Consider the following 18,675-nt stretch of genomic DNA (forward strand, 5'->3'; position numbering starts at 1 on the left):
ATTGTAATCCACAAACTATTATCTTACCAAAAGAAGACATTTTTTCAGGAAAATAAACGTTCGATCAGGCTGTAAGGGGAGGTTTCGCGCTTGCGCAGGCTTTGCAGCGCCTCGGACAGGTTTGCCTGAGGTTGGCTGCGCTGCCAATCTTCATATAAACGCTCGCGCAGCAGGCGGTTGAACAGGTCTTCCAGGCGGGCTTGCGCGCGCCGCTCCCATTCTCCGCTGGCGTTCAGCCAGGTGAAATGCTCATGTATAGCCGCCGCCAGGCTAACCATCCCTTCGCGGTTGAGCGCAGAGGTCAGTTGTACAGGCACTTTCCATGCGGCTTGCGGCGCGGATGTTTCAGCTTTCAATTCCGCCCCAATTTCCAGCATGGCCGCCAGCGTGTGCGCGGCGGATTCGGCCCCGCTCTTATCGGATTTGTTGACCACCAGAATGTCGGCGATCTCCAGAATACCGGCCTTGGCGGCCTGGATGTCGTCGCCCAAGCCGGGCGCCTCGACCACCAGGGTGGTGTGCGCCAGGCGCGCGATGTCCACTTCGGACTGCCCCGCGCCGACCGTTTCCACCAGGATGATGTCAAAGCCGGCTGCTTCCAGCGCCAGCACCAGCTCTCCAGCGGCACGCGCCAGGCCGCCCAAAGCGCCGCGGCTGGCCATCGAGCGGATGAATATCTCCGGACATTCCATCAGGTCGCGCATGCGCACGCGGTCGCCCAACAGCGCCCCGCCGCTGAACGGGCTGCTGGGGTCCATCGCCAGCACGGCCACGCGCCGCGCGGGCTGGGAGCCGTCCGCTTGTGCCAGCTGCAGCGCCAGGCGATTAACCAGGCTGGACTTGCCCGACCCGGATGGGCCGGTCACGCCGATGATATGAGATTTTCCGGTATGGGGAAATAATGCATCCAGTGCGGCCCTGCCCCGCGGCTGGTCATTTTCCAGCCAGGTCAGCAGGCGGGCTAATGCCAGGCGATCTCCCTGCAGGACGCGTTCAGGAATATCCATTTAATTAATCCGGTGTTTGGTTTTCAGGCCGGTTCCACCATTTGCGTTAAATCCGCGATGACTTGCGTGGTGGGGGTGCCGGGGCCGTAAACGGCTTTCACGCCCAGCTTCTCCAGTTCACGCGCGTCTTCTTCGGGGATAATGCCGCCCACAAAGACACACACCTCGCCCTGCCCGTTGGCTTTCATCAACTCCAGCACACGCGGAACCAGCGTCATGTGCGCGCCGGAAAGGATGGACAACCCCACGGCGTCCACGTCTTCCTGCATGGCAGCATTGGTGATCATTTCCGGCGTTTGGCGCAAGCCGGTATATATCACTTCCATGCCGGCGTCGCGCAGGGCGCGCGCGATCACTTTGGCGCCGCGGTCATGACCGTCCAGGCCGGGTTTGGCTATCAGTACGCGAATTTTACGATTCATGGTTAATATCCATATAAGAAATTATAATGCGAGCTTCATGCTTATTAATGAACCGAAATGAAAAAACCGTCAAGTATCTTTTATAATCTTAAGTTCGAGAAAAAACCATATGATTAAAACACGCATGATTATCAGTCTGATACTGGCAGCGTTGTTTGGCGCCTGCCAATCGGAGGCACAATCCATACAAGACACAGCCGTGGCGGCTGAAGCAACCATGGCGCAGGCTGTCCAGAGCACACTGGCGCCCACCGCCACGCCCGAACCGGTGATTAACCCGCTGACCGGCCTGGCGGTTGACAATCCGGAGCTGTTGAACCGCCGTCCGATTATGGTGAAGGTATCCAATTATCCGCAGTACGGCCGGCCGCATGCCGGGCTTTCTGCCGCGGATATTGTCTTTGACTATTACATCGGCTACGGCACCAATCGTTTTCTGGCAGTTTATTATGGGCAGGATTGCGATACCATCGGCCCGGTGCGTTCCGGGCGTTTCGTGGATGCGCAATTGGTGACCATGTACAGCGGCGTCCTGGCATACGGCAGCGCGGATGAAGACACGGATGTGGAAATTAATGAAAAATTGGGCGACTATGCCATCTCAAACCTGGAAGCGCCCGATCCGGCCTTTATAGGGACCGATACCCACAGCGTGGTGGGTGTGTTTGCCAATTCAGCCGCCCTCAGCCAATACGTAACCGAGCAGGGTTTGGCAAACGGCGCCCCCGATTTACCCGGTATGGTTTTTTCCGAGGAAGTACCTAACCATGGGCAATACGCCGATCAGGTTAACATCCTGTTCAATTACAACAATCGCGGCGAGTGGCGCTACGATAAATCCAGCGGTAAATACCTGCGCTGGATCGAATACTTCGAGGATGAGGACGATAATACCTACGATATGATCCCACTGGTTGATCGCAACACTGGCAACCAGCTGGCTTTCTCCAACGTCGTTATCATTTACGCAAAATATACCGAACTAGCTCCCAGCCGCTATTTGATTGATATTTGGGGCAATGACAAAGGCAAAAAAGCCTACTTCTTCCGCGACGGCCAGGTTTTTGAAGGCAAATGGCGCGCCAAGAATGACACTGATCCAATGGAGTTTTTTAATGACCAGGGTGAACCTATGGCGCTCAAACCCGGCAACACCTGGATTGTAATTGCCGGATTGAACTCGACCTACGAAGAGGTCGAACCCAACGTGTGGGAACTGTTCTTTTATCCCCCTGTGGTTTCAGAGAACTGATAGAAAATTTTAAACCACTCGCAATACGGGTTTTCTAACGAATAAAGAAGAGAGAGCTCACTGAACTTGTCAAAGCGGCTCTCTCTTTTTGCTTGTTGGTTGAGCACGTTGGCTTCGACACCCCACGCTTCCCTTCGACAAGCTCAGGCCAGGCGCTCAGCCAACTTTGTAGAAACGAAGAGGGTTCCCTGAGTTTGTCGAAGGGACCCTCTTTGTTTAATCTTGCACTCGTTGGCCATGATGAGCTTAGCCAACTCTGTGTATTAATACGTCACATTTAAGTTCCGATCGCCGTCCATATCCGTGTCATTGCCGAAGTAGCTCACCGAGAAGAGCTGGGGCATTTCAGGCACTGTACCGAGCACGTCGATGCCGTTGCCCTCGTTGCCGATGAAGGTACTGTAATAGATCTTCAGGTAGGACGGGTCGGGGATTTCGATGTAGAGACCGTCGCCGTCATAGCCTACACCATTAGACATGCTTTGGATGTATTTCAGCGTCACGGAGGGACCGCCGGATTTGATTTGCATGCCGTCTCTGGCGTTCAGGCGCGTGACGACATTGGTGACAGTGATAGTACCGCTGCCGAACTCGTTGTTGAGAATCATGCCGTTGCCACCGTTCTGGATGGCGATCACATTGTCAACCGTGATACTGCTGTTGGAATAAAGCGCCAGGCCGGACGCGCCGTTATCTGAAATGTTGTTTTCACCCATACTGCCCAATAAACTGATAGTACCGCTGCCGTAGGTGTTATCGACGAAGATACCGTTGGAGCCGTTGTTGACCGCCAGAATGTTGTTGGTAGTCACGTTGCCTGAAGAGTGAATCTCCAGACCTTTAAGGGTGTTTTGGTTGACTTCTGCTTTGTACACAATCACGTAGGCCCCGTTGGCGCTGGTGTTGTCGATGTACGCGCCGGTATAGCTGTTATCGCGCAGGAACATACGGCCATTATTGATGATGGAGACGTTGCCGCCGGCTTCGATGTACAGGCCGAATTTGGTGTTGTAGCTGAATGAACTGGTGTTCTTCTTGGAAGTCGAGCTGACCAATACTGCGCCGCTGCCGGCGGTGCTGTCGATGTTGATACCGTCTTCACCATTTTGCATTGCGCTCAAGTTGAGCAGGGTCACCGAACCGGCTGTCAAAATCTCCAATCCATCGTAGTTGTTGTGATAGAAATTGGGCGCTTCATTGAATACACTGGTGGTGATGACAATGTTCCCGCTGCCGCCGTCGTTATCCAGATGCGCGCCGGAGAAGCGGTACATGGTCGGGTATTCCAAAGCCTCGTCATTGAGCGTCAAAGTGTAGTTGCCGGTCTCGCCGTCGCTGGCGCTGACACGGATGTAGTAGTTGCCGTTAGCCGGTAGTGTGAAGGTCAGGCGAGCATCAGTGACGCCATAGCTGTCGTCATCGGTTGCGATCAGGTTGCCGTCCTTGTCAAAGACTTCCAGGAGTACGTCGAATTCATCGCTTTCCAGGATAATGTCGACCGTGTCATCGGTAAAGCCATCAAACCACCAGGTGTCGGATTCATAGTAAGGAGTCAGGTGTTCAAAAATTGTCTCGCCCAGCAGGTCGATTTGACCATTGTTGACTGAATTGTAGCGGCTCTGTACGCCGGTCAGGTAAATAGATCCGTTGGAATTGACCCACAAGCCGTTGCCCTGGTTGGCTTCAAAGTTGGTGTCAAAGAGAAAAACGTTGCGTACCGATGCAGTGGCATCGTTGTCGATAAATGCGCCGCCGCCGTAGTTGGCAATCACGTTGCCGCCAATGAGCGATACTACACCGTTCGAGTAGACCTCGATACTGTAGGTATTCAGCGGATTCTTCCAACCGTTACCGGAAAAACTGCTGATGAAGTTCTTGGAGGTTTTCGATGTGACGTTACCGGTCTCCAGCAAGTATTGGTTCTTGACGTATAACCCGCTATAACCGTTGGCGTCCGCTTGCACATCATACAAATATACATGCCCGCTGGCATAGATTGAGAGGCCGTAAAGCTGGTTGGAGTTGAACTTATTCACTGTCCCGGCTGAGCGTATGTAAACCGAACCATTGCCAAGGCAGTAATCACCGGAGAGGATGCAGTTATTCAGGACTGCGCCGCCGCTCCCGTTGGAGCTGGCGCTGATGCTGGTGACATAAATACTGCCGCTGGAAGCCGCAAACAAGCCAATTTCCGAATTGCTGTCAAATAAACTAACCACTCCTTTATCCATCATTTGGACGGTGATGTTGCCGCTGCCGGTTGCATTGTATAAATAAGCACCGGTATCTCCGTTATCGGAGGCGCTCAGGTTGTATGCGGTAATGGTGCTCTTACTTTTTACCTCAATTCCGGAGTAGTTGTTGTCGTTGAATTCGTTGTTGAAATTGGTGCTGCCTTTATTAATGGACACCGAGCCGTTGCCGGCGGAGGCGTCAATCAAAGCGCCATAGAAAGCGAAATCCGTTCCATAATCATGCAGTTCATCGTTGATGGATAACGTGTAGTTTCCGTGGTTGCTGTCCGCTGCCATCACCCGAATATAGTACTTGCCCAACTCTGTCAAAGAGATGTTGATCTCCGCATCATATTCGCTGTACGTATTGTCATCGCTGGCCAGCAGGTTGCCGCTGGCATCATACAATTCCAGGTAAGCGTCAAATTCCAGGCTTTCCAGGATGATGGCGAAATCCGTGATGGTGGTTGATTCAGTGACCTCAAACCACCAGGTGTCGTAGGTGCTGATGGATGTCAGGCGTTCATAGACCGTTTCGCCTTCCATCACGATGTCGGAATAAATCAGTGAGTTGTAGGAAGCTGTGACACCGTACAGCATAATGTTGCCTTTGGTGTAAGCCAGCAAACCGGAACCCTGGTTCTCATTGAAGGTGCCGTCGTTGATGCGGATGTATGGCGCAGAGATGGTAGCGTCTTTGTTATAGAGATAAGCGCCGGCCGCGTAGTTGTTATTAGCCTCAATGGATTTCAAATAAATATTCCCGTAGGTACGGATTTCCAGGCCGGGATATGTGCCCTGGTTGAGCGAACCATTGTAATTGAAGGAGTTGGTCACGCCTTTGGACGCGTTGATGGTAACCGGCTGAATGGCCAATTCCAATTGGTTGTTCACGTACAGCCCGTTATTACCGTTCTGGTCGGCATTGACGTTCATCAGGTAAACGCTGCCGCCGGAAAGAATATACATGCCGTAGTTGTGGTTGCTGCTGAAAGTGTTGCTCTGGTTATAGAGTCCTTTGATTGCCACCTTGCCCAGGCCAACGCATTCACCGCCGCTGAATTGGCAGTTATCAATCGTTAACCCATTACCGGCATTGCTGCTGACGTCAATGTTATAGAGGTTAATCGTACCGAGTGTGGCGATATTGATGCCGTCCCCGCCGTTGTAGGAATATACTCCGCTGCCGCCCCGTATGGCGTTCTTGATAATGACTGTGCCGTTGGTGAGCGGGTTGTCAATAAAAATCCCGGTGTCGCCGTTCTTGGAAGCGGACACGTAATTCAAGTTGACGCTGCCGCTGGAAGTGACGTACAGACCGTAACTATTGTTGTCATCCAGCGTGTTCTGCAAACCAAAGTAAGTGTTCAGGGTGACGTTCCCTTTTCCAAGGCAAGTTGACCCATCCAGTAAACAGGTATCCAACAAAATGCCGGAACCGGTGATGTTGTTGCTGGCGATCACGTTGGAAATTTGGATGCTGCCCAATGTCGTAATCTCAATACCGTTGCTGCCGTTGCCGCTATATTCCCCCTGGACGCCTCTGATATTGTTGAAGATGTTTACGCTGCCGCTGCTGGTTGAGTTATCTACCAAAATCCCATCATGGCCGTTCTCTGAAGCATTCACATTGTAAAGACTAATTACAGAACCTGAAGAGAGGTAAAAACCATTTTGATCATTTAAATCCGCATCGGTATCATAAATCGTGATTTTTCCGCCGGTGTTGATTTTGATACCCGAGCCGCCGTTGTTGCGATACACGTTGGTGAAATTATTCAGTGTGGTGCGGATGAAAATGGCAATATTGCTGTTGGCGTTATTAATTTCAAGCCCATTCCCCAGGTTATCATAGGCGCTGGTGTTGTTCAGTTTGATGGTCGAACCGGCACTGATCAGCAGACCGGTTCCGCTGTTGCCCAGGAAATAATTAGCGCCGTACCAACCCGCGCTGGTGGGGCTGTCCAGTGTGATGGTGCCGGAACCCAGGCAGTATCCCAGCACTTCGTCATACTGGCAGGTATCCAGCACAGCCCCGTTCTGGCTGTTGTAAGAAGCATCCACGGTGTTTAGAGTAATGGTTTTTAAGGAATCCAATTCCATCCCATCCCCACCATTGTCCTGGAACATTCCGTTTGAGACAGTAATCGTACCGCTGCCGCTGGTGGTGTTAACCTTCATGCCGGGAATGTCGAATTCGGTTTCGTTGTTGTGCTCGCTGTCGTTGACAGACAGGCTGTAATCCCCGTCCGCGCTGCCGCTGCTTTCCAGGGTTTTTACGATGATGTAGTAGTCGCCGTCGGCGGTCAAAGTGTAATTGATCAAAGCGTTAGTCGTGGTACCGTCCAGGTTATCGTTGAAAGCCAGCAGGGTATCGGTGCCGGCGTCATACAATTCCAGATAAGCGTCAAAAAAATCGCTTTCCAGCAGGATCTCCAGATCCTGCCCGTTCGTCCCACTGAAATACCAGCGATCGCCGGTGTATTTGTTGTCTTCGTTCAGGCGCTCATTGACCGTTTCGCCGCCGGCATCAATGTTACCCACGCGGATGGAACTGTGTGAAGCGCGCACGTAGCTCAGATAAACTGAACCGGCGGTCTCAATGTCAATGGCAGTGTTGTCGTTGTAGTAAGCGAACACGTTCATGATCTTCACATAGGCCGGGTTGCTGGTGGCGGCCAGCAGGCCGTAACCATAATCGGCTGAGTAAAGATCGACGTAGTTATGGTCAAATAAACTGTTGTTGATGGTCAGGGCGCTGAACCCGTGGATTTCGGTGCCGTTGCCGTTGTTGCGGCTGGTCGCCACGCCGTCCAGCGTGACCGGGCCGTTGGTGTTGATATACAAGCCAACATTCCAGGTCAAATCGTTCTCATCGTCGTTGTAGTCAAAAGAACTATTGGTGATGATGATAGTGCCTTTGGATGCGGCTGTGTTGTCAATGCGCGCGCCGTCGCCGCGGTTATCGCGCGACTGCACGTTGGTGACTGTAACGTTGCCGTTTTGGTTGCTGACTGTCAGCCCATCCCCGCTGTCGTTTTGAATGTATAAATCGTCCAGGTAAAGTGAACCGCTGTTGTTATCCAGCGAAACACTACCGATTACGGTAAAGCCGCTTAAAGTGAATCCGGCCGTGGTATTGCTGATAGAGATACTGCCGGTGAGTGTAATGGTGCCGGATCCGGATCCGACCAATCCTTTTAGCGTGCTCAGGTTGCCGTTGCCGCTGGAACCGTCGATCACCACTGTGTCGCTGTAATCGCCGGCTTCCACGTACAGTTTGCCGTCCGAAGGTATCCAGCCGTTGGAGTCGATCAGGTAGAGCGCGTATTCTATCGGTTTTGCATCCGCCCAGCACGTGGTTCCCAATGTGCCGGTGGGGCAGTCGCCGGCATTTAACACGACCATGTATTTGGTGCTGCCGACCATCCACCAGGGATCGCTGCTGGCGATGATGTCCGCGCTTTCCTGGCTGGCCAAATCAAGGGCTTCGCCGTTTTCGTCGCTTATGACCACCGTCTCATCCGTATTCTCTTCCCCTGCGGTTTCATCCGCGGCGGGAGTCTCCGTGGCGGCCGGTGTGGCTTCTTCCTGATCTTCTGTCGGTGTTTCCTCAATCTGCGGTGTGGAACTCATATCGGGGGTCTCGGTCGGTTGCGCTTCCGGTGTTGGTGTCGCAGTTATTTCTTCGCCGACTTCAGCAGAGTCCTCACCCGTATCGGTAGGATCCGCAGCAGCTTCACTAGCTGCTGGAGTAACTTCCGGGAGGATGGTTTCATCAGTCGCTTCCGCTTCTTCAGTGGAAGCCGCGGGTTCTTCCGCAGGTTGGGTTGGACTTTCTCCCTCTGCAAAAACAAAGGAGCTGGTCAGTAAAGCTGTCAATACAGCAGTGCATATTGCCCAGCTGGCAATAGCGGGAGTCTTTTTCATGATTTTCCTCCTGGAAATGTTGCTTGCTTTAAATTATACGAAACTTCCATCATCTTCCGTTGCGCGCCAATCAATCACTTAAAACAAAACAGGCCGGCAAATTGCCAAGCCTGTTTTGCGCTTTAAAAGCGAAAACGATCTTCGGCGGCCTGGCGATCATAGCGAATGCTTTAGACCCATAGCTTTGCGTCCCCAGCTTTCGCCAGGTTTGCCTTTTCGGATCAAGTGTCTGTAAATAATATACCATACCCACAAAAGAATTCAATCCGTAACTGTGGTGTATAGAATAAATTTTGACCCATATCTATCGAAAATCAAAATAAATGGGTTGATGAAAGGTAAAATTTTGAGTATCTCTTCACCTGCTCCAGTCAGAATCTATATGAAATCCTGGCAAGTTTTGTCTGTCAGGCATTCCGATCGGGCAAAAAAGGTGTTTTTAAAATCGGTATTCCTCATCCCTGGCAACGGACTCGGAAATCAGTTCTAATGGCAGGCTGCTCCAACCCGCAGCGGCGGGCGGTGCATAATCGCGCGGAATCAGATACGCGGCAACTCTGGTCGCCTGTTTATCGAGTCCGCCGGTAAAGATGGAAGTTGACCAGTAGCCATCATCTTCGATATATGTGTAAGGGTTACGGAATTCAGGTTTGATCCACCAGCCCTTGGCGTTGGGTACGTAGATGTAAACAACCACCCGGTAATCATCCGGATTGACATTTAGCGCATAACCTTCCAGCTTCCCTGTGCTGTCCATGGGCGGGACATACGTAATTTTGATTTTCGAAGAGCGGGTGTTTTCCTCAAATACACCTTCAAAGGTCTTTTCCATGCCGGGTTTCATTTGGCCTTCTCCGTCCCATACTCCCCAGCAGGCACCGGCTTCTCCCTCGTCCTTCACTTTCCATTGTTCATCATACGCATCAAACCAAAAGTACTGGATATCCATTTGTTGGGCAAAAGACACGAAATCGTTGAAAAAAGCTGCCTGGCTGGCGGCATCGCCGTTTTCACCACAGGAAGGCCACCCGGTTTCTGCAATGATGATTTCTTTACGGGAAGCAGGTGTGTTTACTTTCTCCATGGCTTTAAAATACCAGTTCTCGATGGCATTGACCGCTTCATCGACCGCGACCCCATCCCAATAGGGATAGACATTGACAGCCACCACATCCATAACGCTGAACAAGCCGGGATATTTTTCAAGTTCCGACCAAACATCCGTAGTGGTCACCGGTACATCCGGCACCGCTTTTTTGAACCAGTCAATATAGATCATTAATTCCCGCGCGGTCAGATCGCCGCGCAGCAGCGTCTCATTTCCGATGATAGCCAGATCGACAGCTCCGGTTTTGGCCAATTCGATCAGGGCTTCCATTTGGCTTGCGTTTTCGACCAGGTTGCTACTTAACCAGGCAGTCGCCGCAAATTTCAGCCCAAATTCATGGGCGATCGACCCGGCGTTTTCCAGCCCGCCCTGTACGCTGTAGGTCCTGATCCAATGCGTGTATGGGCTGATCCGTTCGATGAGTGCGCGCAGGTCTTCTTCGGCGATGTTCGTTCCTGTTTCGGGGCTGTCATTCAGGTGCGTCCCCAGGTTGAGGCCGCTGATGCGGTTTTCAATTTGCGGGGTCGCGGTGGGGGTGATGGTGGGCGTGACGGTTGCCGTCGGCACGGCCGTCCTGGTAGGAATGGCTGTGGCGGTTACTGTGGCTGTGGCTGTGCTTTCCGGTTTGAATAGTCTGCCGCAGCTGCTCAGGAACAGAATACTGATGATTCCAAGAAGTGATAGCGCTTTTTTCAATGCTGTACCTCCCTTTCGGTGGTGAACCCTTCGATAGGGTAATTCTATTCGCACTCCCCCGAAAATACAATTGATGTTGAGTAAATAAGGAAAACTCCCTCAATAACCTCTGGGAGACATAACAAAAAAGTGGGAGGAGCATCATGCTCTTCCCACTTTAGGTTTTATTAATGAAAGGCTATCCTTTATTGGGCGTACCTTTGGCCGCGCCGGGCCGTTTTTCATAAGGCACGGGGATGTATTCCACCGAAGGCCGGCGCGTGCGTGCTTGCGGGTAAAGGTTCATCAGCTTGTAAATATCCTCCGGCATCTTGTTGCTGACCTTCAGGCCGAGTTCTTTGGCTTCCTCGAAACTGATGGGGTAGTCGTGCGTCCATTGGCCGCTGGCCAGTTTCTCAGCCAGGTCGTGCGCGGCTTCGTCCGAATATTGGCAGCAGGCGATTTTCTCAATGGTGGCTTTGACCTGCGCGATGGCCTTGCGCGAAACGTCCGCCAGGATCATGGTCTGGTCGTCGATGTCCTTGGCCGGTTTCTCGTCCAGCACTTTCAGGATGGAAACGGCCGGATATTCGCCGATCTGCGGATCCACCGGTCCCAACACGGCATTGTCGTCCATGACGATCTCGTCCGCGGCCAGGGCGATCATGGTGCCGCCGGACATGGCATAGTGCGGAATGAAGACGGTCACCTTGCCCTTGTGTTTGGAGAGGGCGTAAGCGATTTGCTCGGCGGCCAACACCAACCCGCCGGGGGTGTGCAGGATGATGTCGATCGGAATCTTCGGGTCGGTCATTTTGACAGCGCGCATGATCTCCTCGGAATCCTGAATGTCGATATAGCGGGCGATCGGGAAGCCCAAAAGCGACATGCTTTCCTGACGGTGGATCAGCGCGATCACACGCGAACCGCGTTTCTCTTCCACTTTGCGCATCAAGCGGAAGCGCTCGGAATCCAGCACGCGCTGCTTGACCATGGGCGCCAGGCTGGCTACTAATATAAAGAGCCATAGAACGTTAATGAAATCCATAAAATCCTCCAAAGAACCGGTACATAAATCTTCTCAATTTACCAGGGGTAATGTTCATCAGCATACTCCTGACGCTGGCACTTACCCAGGCAGAATGGTTTAGCCATCAACAGCCCGAACAGGAACCCGCCCACGTGCGCCCACCAGGCCACGCCGCTGACTTGCGTACTGGCGGCAGCGCCCAATGAGGTTACGCCGCTGAATAATTGCAGCAGGAACCACAAGCCGATAAAGACGAACGACGAAATGCGCACGAACCAGCCGAAGAAAAAGATGGGCACGAACGTGACCACTTTGGCGCGGGGATAGAATATAAGATAGGCACCCATCACGGCCGCGATAGCGCCGCTGGCGCCCAACGCGGGCACGTCGCTGCCGGCTGAGAAAAAGTACTCCAGCAGCCCGGCGGCAATGCCGCCCAACAGGTAAAAGACCAGATAGCGTACCGAACCCAGCCGGTCTTCCACATTGTCGCCGAAGATCAGCAGCACCCACATGTTCCCGATGATGTGCATCAGCGAACCATGCAGCCACATGTGCGTCAGGAAGGGATACCAGCTCATCGGGTTGGACGTGATTTGGGAAGGCACCAGCGCGAAGGTCTGGACGAAAGCATCCAGTTGGCTGCTGTTCAGGTTGAACTGATAAAAGAAGACCAGACTATTCAGGATGATGATCGTCCAGTTGACGAAAGGAAATGAGCGGGAGCGTATGGTGTCGCGAATCGGTATCATTTAGCTTTCCTTGTTTAGCTAAAACTTAGTATACTGGCATTGAAAAATATTTTCGTAAGTTTTTAATTAGAGAATTGTAAAAATTTTATTCCAACGGAAAATAATGATCAAAACAGCGATGAGGTTGGATTTTTACCATGATTAAAGTGCTGCATTTCGCGGACGCGCACATTGATTTGGCCCGTCAGGGCCGCCACGACCCGCAAAGCGGTCTGCCGATGCGCGTACTGGATTTTCTCAAAGCGCTGGATACCATAGTGGACGCCGCGGTCGAACAGAAAGTCGACCTGGTGATCTTCGCCGGGGACGCCTACCGCGACCGCACCCCCGCGCCCACTTACCAACGCGAATGGGGCCGGCGCATCATGCGCCTGTCCTCGGCGGGCATTATGACCCTGCTGGTGATCGGCAACCACGACGTTTCGCCCGCTTCCGGGCGCGCGCATGCACTGCAGGAATTCGACACTCTGCAGGTTCCCAACGTGCGCGTAATCAGCAAACCCTGTCTGCTGGGGCCGGATGACCTGAACGGTCTGCCGCTGCAGGTGATCGGCATTCCCTGGCTGAACCGCTCGGCTTTTGCCGCCAGCCTTGATAACGAGAAGCAATCCAACGAAAGTTTAAATGACCAGATCGAGCGCGAGTTGACCGCTCTGGTTGAAAGTCTCATGGACCAATTGGATCCGAAATTGCCTGCCATCCTGACAGCGCATGCCACCGTACAGGGCGCTTTCTACGGCAGCGAACGCACCATTATGCTGGGCGCCGATTTCGTGCTGCCCGGTTCGCTGGTGCGCGATCCGCGCCTGGATTACGTGGCGCTTGGCCACATCCATAATCACCAGGACCTCAACAAGGACGGCCACCCGCACATTGTCTATCCCGGCTCGATCGAGCGCGTGGATTTTGGCGAGGCCGAGGAACAGAAAATCTTCGTCACGGCAGAGATCGAGCGGGGCCATGCCGAAATGCAAGAACACCTGCTGCGTGGAAGGAAATTCTTTGACCATGTCGCTAAGCTGGAAAACCCCGAAACGGTCAACCAGGATATTCTTAAAGCATTCCCGGGCGAAAAACAGTTGGCTGACGCCATCTTTCGCCTGGTGGTTTATTACCCGCGCGAGTGGGACGCGCTGATCGACGAGAGCGATATCCGCCGCAAAGCGGAAAGCGCCTTCGAATTCCACTTCATCCGCCGCCCGCAGATCCAGGCGCGCATCCGCTTGCCGCAGGATAAGAGCGTCAGCGAGATCCCGCCCATCGAGGTGCTCAACCGCTATTGGGACGTCATACCGGCTAAAGGCCGCGATACGCAAGCCCTCAATAAGTTGGCCGAGGACATCTTCGAAACAGCCCAGCGCGGCCAATCTGAGAAAGAGGCGGGATGATACCCATTCGGCTGACACTGGAAAACTTCCTCTCCTATCGCGGCGAGGTTCAAATCGATTTTTCGCGCGTAAACGTGGCTTGTATTTCAGGGCCGAACGGCGCGGGCAAGTCCTCTATTTTCGACGCCATTACCTGGGTGCTGTTCGGCAGGGCGCGCCGCAACGAAGACGATGCGCTCATCAGCCTGGGTTTGGAGAGTTGTAAAGTAACCTTGGAAATGGATTACGAAAGCAACCGCTACCGCATCCAGCGCAGTCGCGAACGAGGCAAAAGCACCACGCTGGAATTGCAGGTGCGCAGCGAAGCCGAAGAATGGAAAGCCATGACTGAGTCCGGCGTGCGCGCCACCGAGGCGCGCATCCGCGAGATTTTGCATCTGGATTACGACACTTTTATTAACACTTCCTTTTTCCTGCAGGGCAAGGCCGATATGTTTGCCCAGCAGACGCCCGCTCACCGCAAAGAAATCCTGAGCAGTATCCTGGGATTGGAAATTTGGGAGGCTTACCGTGAAGAGGCATACCGCCGCCGGCGCGCCGGCGACACCGAACAGTACGCCCGCCAGAACCTGCTCAATGAAATTCTGGTCGAACTGGAAGGCGAGCAGGACTTAACTGAAAAATTGGAGCTGCTGGATAACAGCCTGAAGAAAACCGAAGCATTGCGCGGACAAAAAGAAACGCTGTGGAACCAGGCTCAAGCCCAACTGCGCCAATTGAAATCGGACCAGGAGAAATTGGATCTGGTGAACAAGCAGTTGGATGCCAACCGGGCGCGGGCTGCCTCCCAACGGGAACAGATCGGTGCGCGCGGGGCGGAATTGGCAGCCTTCGAAGACACTTTGAAGAATGAGACAGCCATCCGGCTGGCTTACCAGACCTGGCAGGACACACGCGCGGAAGTGGAGCGGTGGAATGCCCTGGCGGAACAGTATCACCAGCTGCAAAGCGAGCGCGGACAGGCCGCAGCTCAGATTCAAACTGAGGAAGCCCGCTTGCGCCAGGAGCTGGCCGGTTTGGAAATGGCGCAAAAGGAAGTGGATGAACTGCTGCCCAAAGTAGCGCCACTGCAGAAACAGGTGGAGAAAGACCAGATCCGCTTGAAAGAACTGGAAAAGACATTGGGCGAACTGCCGCGCATTGAAGATCAGATCGCGCAATTGCAGAAAGAAAGCACCGCTCTTGGCGCGGAAAATCTACATTTAAAAGAAAACATGGCCGAGTTGAAGGCCAACATTGAACAGCTGGAAGCCGCCAGCGGGACGCAGTGCCCGTTGTGTGGGCAGGAACTTTCGGACGCGCACCGGCGCGCCATCCTGGAACAGTTGAAAGCCGAGGGCAAAACCCTGGGCGACCAGTACCGTGAGAACAACCGCCTGATCAAAGACAACGACGCCCAACAGCACAAGCTTCAGGATCAATTAACTGAACTGCGCCGCGCGCAAAATGAGATGAGCGCGCTGCAGGGGCAGGCCGGCCGCAATGAACAGATGCTGGCCGGGTTCCAAAAGCAAGTGGAAAAATGGGAGCGTCAGGATCAGCCGCGTTCGACGGAGATTCAAGCTGCGTTGAAGGAAGAGGCCTTCTCAAAACCCCAGCGCGTGCAGCTGCAGCAGGCGGATGCCTCGCTTGAAAAATTGAGCTACCAGCCGGAAGAGCACGAGCGCCGCCGCCAGGCTGAGATGGATGCGCGCAGCGCTGAAGAAACTTTCCGCAACCTGGAAAAAGCACGCACCGCGGTGGAATCGCTGCGGCGTGAGATCGAAACACTCACCACAGCCGCTAATGCTTTGGACGAAGAGATCACGCACGGCCAACAGCAGCTGACAGAATTGGAAAGTAACATCAGCGGGCAGAAAGCGCAGCTGCCCGACGCTCAGGCGGTGGAAACCGAACTGGAAGACCTGCGTCACGAGGAAAACTCCCTGCGCCGGCAGGTAGGCGCTGCCCAGCAGATGGTATCTGTGCTGGACAAACAGCGTGAGCGCAAAGTCGAACTTACCCGCGAGATCGCCGAAATCCAGGGGCAGATCGCCCACCTGAAAACACTGGAAACAGCCTTCGGGCGCGACGGTATTCAGGCTTTGTTAATTGAACAGGCTTTACCGGAAATTGAATTGCAGGCCAACGACATCCTCGACCGCCTGACCAGCGGGCGCATGTCGGTGACCTTCATGACGGAGCGCGAGTATAAGGATAAGAAGCGCGACGATAAAAAGCAAACCCTGGATATCCTCATCAGCGATTCTTCCGGTCAGCGCGAATACGAGCTGTTCTCCGGCGGTGAGGCTTTCCGCATCAATTTCGCCATCCGGCTGGCCTTGTCGCGCGTGCTGGCCCAGCGTGCCGGAGCGCGCCTGCAAACGCTGGTGATCGACGAAGGGTTTGGCAGCCAGGATGAAGAAGGCCGCCAGCGCTTAATCGAAGCCATTCACCTGGTCGGTGAGGATTTTGCTAAAATACTGGTAATCACCCATCTGGATGAGTTGAAGGACGCTTTTCCTTCCCGCATTGAAGTTCAAAAGACATCTGGAGGATCCATGGTTGAGGTTATTCCCTGATGAAGGACATCAAGGTTAAAGTTGGGCTGCAGCAGCGCGTGCTGCCGAATTATCGCGTGCCTTTTTTTGACGCACTGGCGCAGGCCTGCCCGGCGGGATTGAGCGTGTTCGCGGGCCGACCGCGGTCCGAAGAAGCGCTGGACACCGGTGCAGTACCGCTGGCCGCGCAGTACTATCCGGCGCGCAACCTGCACATACTGAACGGCTTGGCCTATACCTGCTGGCAGGTTAACATCCGGAAATGGCTGGATGAATGGCAGCCGCAGGTGCTCATCATGGAAGCCAACCCGCGTTATCCCTTGTCGCGCACAGCCATCAACTGGATGCGCCGGCATGGCGGACGCTTGATTGGCTGGGGGCTGGGTTCGCCCCAACCGCAGGGAAGATTTGCCCATCTGCGTTTGAACCGGCGCAAACGCTTTATCAACCAATTCGACGCGCTGATTACCTACAGCCAGGCCGGCGCGCAGGAATACGCAAAGTTGGGTTTTCCCCAACAAGCGATTTTTACCGCGCCCAATGCGGTGGCGCCCAAACCCACCCAGCCCGCGCCGCAGCGCCCTGATGCATATGCTCCCGGCGGTTCGGTGGTGTTGTTTGTGGGGCGCCTGCAGGCGCGCAAGAAAGTCGATCAGCTTATCCATGCCTGCGCGGCGCTGCCGCAGGACCAGCAGCCCGTTTTGTGGATCGTGGGGGACGGCCCGCTGCGCCGCGAATTGGAAGCACTGGCCGAGGAAATCTATCCGAAAGCCAAATTCTACGGCGCACAGCACGGCGGTGAACTGGAGCAGCTCTTTCAGGGTGCGGACCTGTTCGTGCTGCCCGGCACCGGCGGTTTGGCCGTGCAGCAGGCTATGGCGCACGCCCTGCCGGTCATCGTGGGCGTGGCCGACGGTACCCAATCGGATCTGGTACGTGAAAAGAACGGTTGGATGCTATCCGAAGGCAGCACTGAGGAATTGACTCGCAAGATCGCCGAAGCATTGAGTGATCTGCCCCGCCTGCGCACCATGGGGCTAAATTCTTACGATATTGTCAGCCGCGACGTGAATTTGGAAAATATGGTGGCGGTATTCGTGGAAGCGGTCAACCGCGTGTTGGAGGCTTGATGCATATCCTTTTGGTTGCCGATGGGCGCAGTCCCATCACCCGCAATTGGCTGCGCATGCTCTCCGGGCTGGATCTCACCGTCTCGCTGGTCTCCACCTATCCCTACGAACCCATTCCCGGCATTGAGCATCAATATACGCTGCCGGTGGCTTTTTCCGGCATGTCCGGCAGCCAGGTAGCGCGCTCCGCTTCTCAACGCCAGGCGCGTGTACGTGGAATGGTGGCGCGCCTGCGCCCCATGCTGCTGAAGTTGCGTGCGCTGGCAGCCCCCTTGCTGCTCCCGCGCCAACAAAAAGAATTCTTACGTATCCTGGACGAGGTTCAACCCGATCTGGTGCACGCGCTACGCGTGCCCTTCGAGGGCATGCTGGCGGTAGTTACGCCAGCCGAGATTCCCTTAATTGTTTCCATTTGGGGCAATGACCTGACTTTCCACGCGCGCACTTCCATCCTGATGAAGCGCCAAACGCGCCGCACGTTGGCGCGCGCGGATGGCTTGCTGGCGGATGCCTCCCGCGACGTGCGTCTGGCGTTGCAGTGGGGTTTGCGGGCCGACGCGCCCACGGCCGTGCTGCCCGGCAACGGCGGGCTGGATTTGGATGAGATCAACCGCACGCTCAGCCTGTCGGTCGCGCACGATTATGCCTTGCCCGAAGGCCGCCCGCTGGTGGTCAACCCGCGCGGTTTCCGCCCCGGCAGTGTGCATCAGGATGTGTTCTTTGCCAGTATTCCGCTGATATTAAAGGAATTTCCACAAGCTTATTTCGTGTGCACGGCCATGCAGGGCCAGCCCCAGGCGCTTAAATGGGTCGAGCAGTATCACTTACAGGATCATGTCCTGCTGCTGCCTTACCTGGGCCAACAGCAGCTCTGGCAGCTCTTCTCGCGATCGCAGGTGTACGTATCGCTATCCAGCCACGACGGCACACCCAACACCTTCCTGGAAGCGCTGGCATGCGGCTGCTTCCCGGTGGTGGGGAATATCGAATCGCTGCGCGAATGGCTGGAGCCGGAGCGCACCGGTTTACTGGTGAATCCGCGCGATCCGCAGGCGGCTGCGCAAGCGGTGCTGCGCGCGCTGCGCCACCCCGAGCTGCGCGAACGCGCCCGCCAGGGCAACATCCGCGTGCTGAAGCAGCGCGCTGAAATCAAGGGTGTGCGCAAAGCAGCGCAAATTTTCTACGAAAAATTCAGCGGTAAATAGTC

11 protein-coding genes and 1 riboswitch are annotated in these 18,675 nt (G+C 54.5%); of the genes, 5 read left to right on the forward strand and 6 right to left on the reverse strand.

What is annotated here, in order from left to right; genetic code table 11:
• Window positions 1-44 precede the first annotated feature (44 nt).
• Both meaB and Pelsub_RS02695 read right to left on the reverse strand, forming a co-directional pair.
• A complete protein-coding gene (gene meaB, locus Pelsub_RS02690) occupies window positions 45-1,007 on the reverse strand; it encodes a methylmalonyl Co-A mutase-associated GTPase MeaB (RefSeq protein WP_116226283.1) in 963 nt (320 codons plus the stop codon).
• 23 nt (window positions 1,008-1,030) lie between these two features.
• Entirely contained in the window at window positions 1,031-1,429 is a 399-nt protein-coding gene (locus tag Pelsub_RS02695; RefSeq protein ID WP_116226282.1) for a cobalamin B12-binding domain-containing protein, read from the reverse strand.
• Between the two features lie 109 nt (window positions 1,430-1,538).
• Between Pelsub_RS02695 and Pelsub_RS02700 the strand changes: the two genes are divergently transcribed.
• A complete protein-coding gene (locus tag Pelsub_RS02700) occupies window positions 1,539-2,681 on the forward strand; it encodes a DUF3048 domain-containing protein (RefSeq protein WP_116226281.1) in 1,143 nt (380 codons plus the stop codon).
• Window positions 2,682-2,944: 263 nt separating this feature from the next.
• Here Pelsub_RS02700 and Pelsub_RS02705 read toward each other — a convergent pair whose 3' ends face one another.
• The 4 genes from Pelsub_RS02705 to Pelsub_RS02720 form a co-directional block, all read right to left on the reverse strand.
• The gene (locus Pelsub_RS02705; protein ID WP_116226280.1) at window positions 2,945-8,845 is read right to left on the reverse strand and encodes a right-handed parallel beta-helix repeat-containing protein; all 5,901 of its coding nucleotides are present in this window, start codon (window positions 8,843-8,845) and stop codon (window positions 2,945-2,947) included.
• A 140-nt stretch (window positions 8,846-8,985) separates the two neighbouring features.
• Window positions 8,986-9,068: riboswitch (cyclic di-GMP riboswitch) on the reverse strand.
• A 216-nt stretch (window positions 9,069-9,284) separates the two neighbouring features.
• The gene (locus Pelsub_RS02710; protein ID WP_116226279.1) at window positions 9,285-10,649 is read right to left on the reverse strand and encodes a glycoside hydrolase family 17 protein; all 1,365 of its coding nucleotides are present in this window, start codon (window positions 10,647-10,649) and stop codon (window positions 9,285-9,287) included.
• A gap of 178 nt (window positions 10,650-10,827) precedes the next feature.
• Window positions 10,828-11,676, reverse strand: coding sequence for an SDH family Clp fold serine proteinase (locus Pelsub_RS02715; RefSeq protein WP_116226278.1), 849 nt, complete (start codon window positions 11,674-11,676; stop codon window positions 10,828-10,830).
• A gap of 38 nt (window positions 11,677-11,714) precedes the next feature.
• Window positions 11,715-12,410 carry a rhomboid family intramembrane serine protease gene (locus tag Pelsub_RS02720; RefSeq protein WP_116226277.1) on the reverse strand — a complete coding sequence of 232 codons (696 nt, stop codon included), beginning with the start codon at window positions 12,408-12,410 and terminating at the stop codon, window positions 11,715-11,717.
• 137 nt (window positions 12,411-12,547) lie between these two features.
• On the opposite strand from Pelsub_RS02720, the gene Pelsub_RS02725 reads away from it, so the two are divergent.
• Genes Pelsub_RS02725 through Pelsub_RS02740 form a run of 4 tightly spaced genes read left to right on the forward strand, consistent with a single transcriptional unit; the run spans window position 12,548 to window position 18,673 of the window.
• The gene (locus tag Pelsub_RS02725) at window positions 12,548-13,798 is read left to right on the forward strand and encodes a metallophosphoesterase family protein (RefSeq protein WP_116226276.1); all 1,251 of its coding nucleotides are present in this window, start codon (window positions 12,548-12,550) and stop codon (window positions 13,796-13,798) included.
• On the forward strand, window positions 13,795-16,359 hold the full coding sequence (locus Pelsub_RS02730; RefSeq protein WP_116226275.1) for an AAA family ATPase: 2,565 nt from the start codon (window positions 13,795-13,797) through the stop codon (window positions 16,357-16,359). Before Pelsub_RS02725 ends, Pelsub_RS02730 begins: the two co-directional genes overlap by 4 nt.
• Entirely contained in the window at window positions 16,359-17,468 is a 1,110-nt protein-coding gene (locus tag Pelsub_RS02735) for a glycosyltransferase family 4 protein (RefSeq protein WP_116226274.1), read from the forward strand. The genes Pelsub_RS02730 and Pelsub_RS02735 overlap by 1 nt, the downstream gene beginning before the upstream one ends.
• Window positions 17,468-18,673, forward strand: a complete 1,206-nt coding sequence (locus Pelsub_RS02740) for a glycosyltransferase (protein WP_116226273.1) — start codon at window positions 17,468-17,470, stop codon at window positions 18,671-18,673. The genes Pelsub_RS02735 and Pelsub_RS02740 overlap by 1 nt, the downstream gene beginning before the upstream one ends.
• Window positions 18,674-18,675: the final 2 nt, after the last annotated feature.

It is taken from the genome of Pelolinea submarina, assembly GCF_003966975.1.
GTDB classification, from domain to species: domain Bacteria; phylum Chloroflexota; class Anaerolineae; order Anaerolineales; family Anaerolineaceae; genus Pelolinea; species Pelolinea submarina.

Excerpts from the sequence above, each read along its gene's own strand:
- meaB (WP_116226283.1), bottom strand. The coding sequence starts at position 1,007 with ATGGATATTCCTGAACGCGTCCTGCAGGGAGATCGCCTGGCATTAGCC.
- Pelsub_RS02695 (WP_116226282.1), bottom strand. The coding sequence starts at position 1,429 with ATGAATCGTAAAATTCGCGTACTGATAGCCAAACCCGGCCTGGACGGT.
- Pelsub_RS02700 (WP_116226281.1), top strand. The coding sequence starts at position 1,539 with ATGATTAAAACACGCATGATTATCAGTCTGATACTGGCAGCGTTGTTT.
- Pelsub_RS02705 (WP_116226280.1), bottom strand. The coding sequence starts at position 8,845 with ATGAAAAAGACTCCCGCTATTGCCAGCTGGGCAATATGCACTGCTGTA.
- Pelsub_RS02715 (WP_116226278.1), bottom strand. The coding sequence starts at position 11,676 with ATGGATTTCATTAACGTTCTATGGCTCTTTATATTAGTAGCCAGCCTG.
- Pelsub_RS02720 (WP_116226277.1), bottom strand. The coding sequence starts at position 12,410 with ATGATACCGATTCGCGACACCATACGCTCCCGCTCATTTCCTTTCGTC.
- Pelsub_RS02725 (WP_116226276.1), top strand. The coding sequence starts at position 12,548 with ATGATTAAAGTGCTGCATTTCGCGGACGCGCACATTGATTTGGCCCGT.
- Pelsub_RS02730 (WP_116226275.1), top strand. The coding sequence starts at position 13,795 with ATGATACCCATTCGGCTGACACTGGAAAACTTCCTCTCCTATCGCGGC.
- Pelsub_RS02735 (WP_116226274.1), top strand. The coding sequence starts at position 16,359 with ATGAAGGACATCAAGGTTAAAGTTGGGCTGCAGCAGCGCGTGCTGCCG.
- Pelsub_RS02740 (WP_116226273.1), top strand. The coding sequence starts at position 17,468 with ATGCATATCCTTTTGGTTGCCGATGGGCGCAGTCCCATCACCCGCAAT.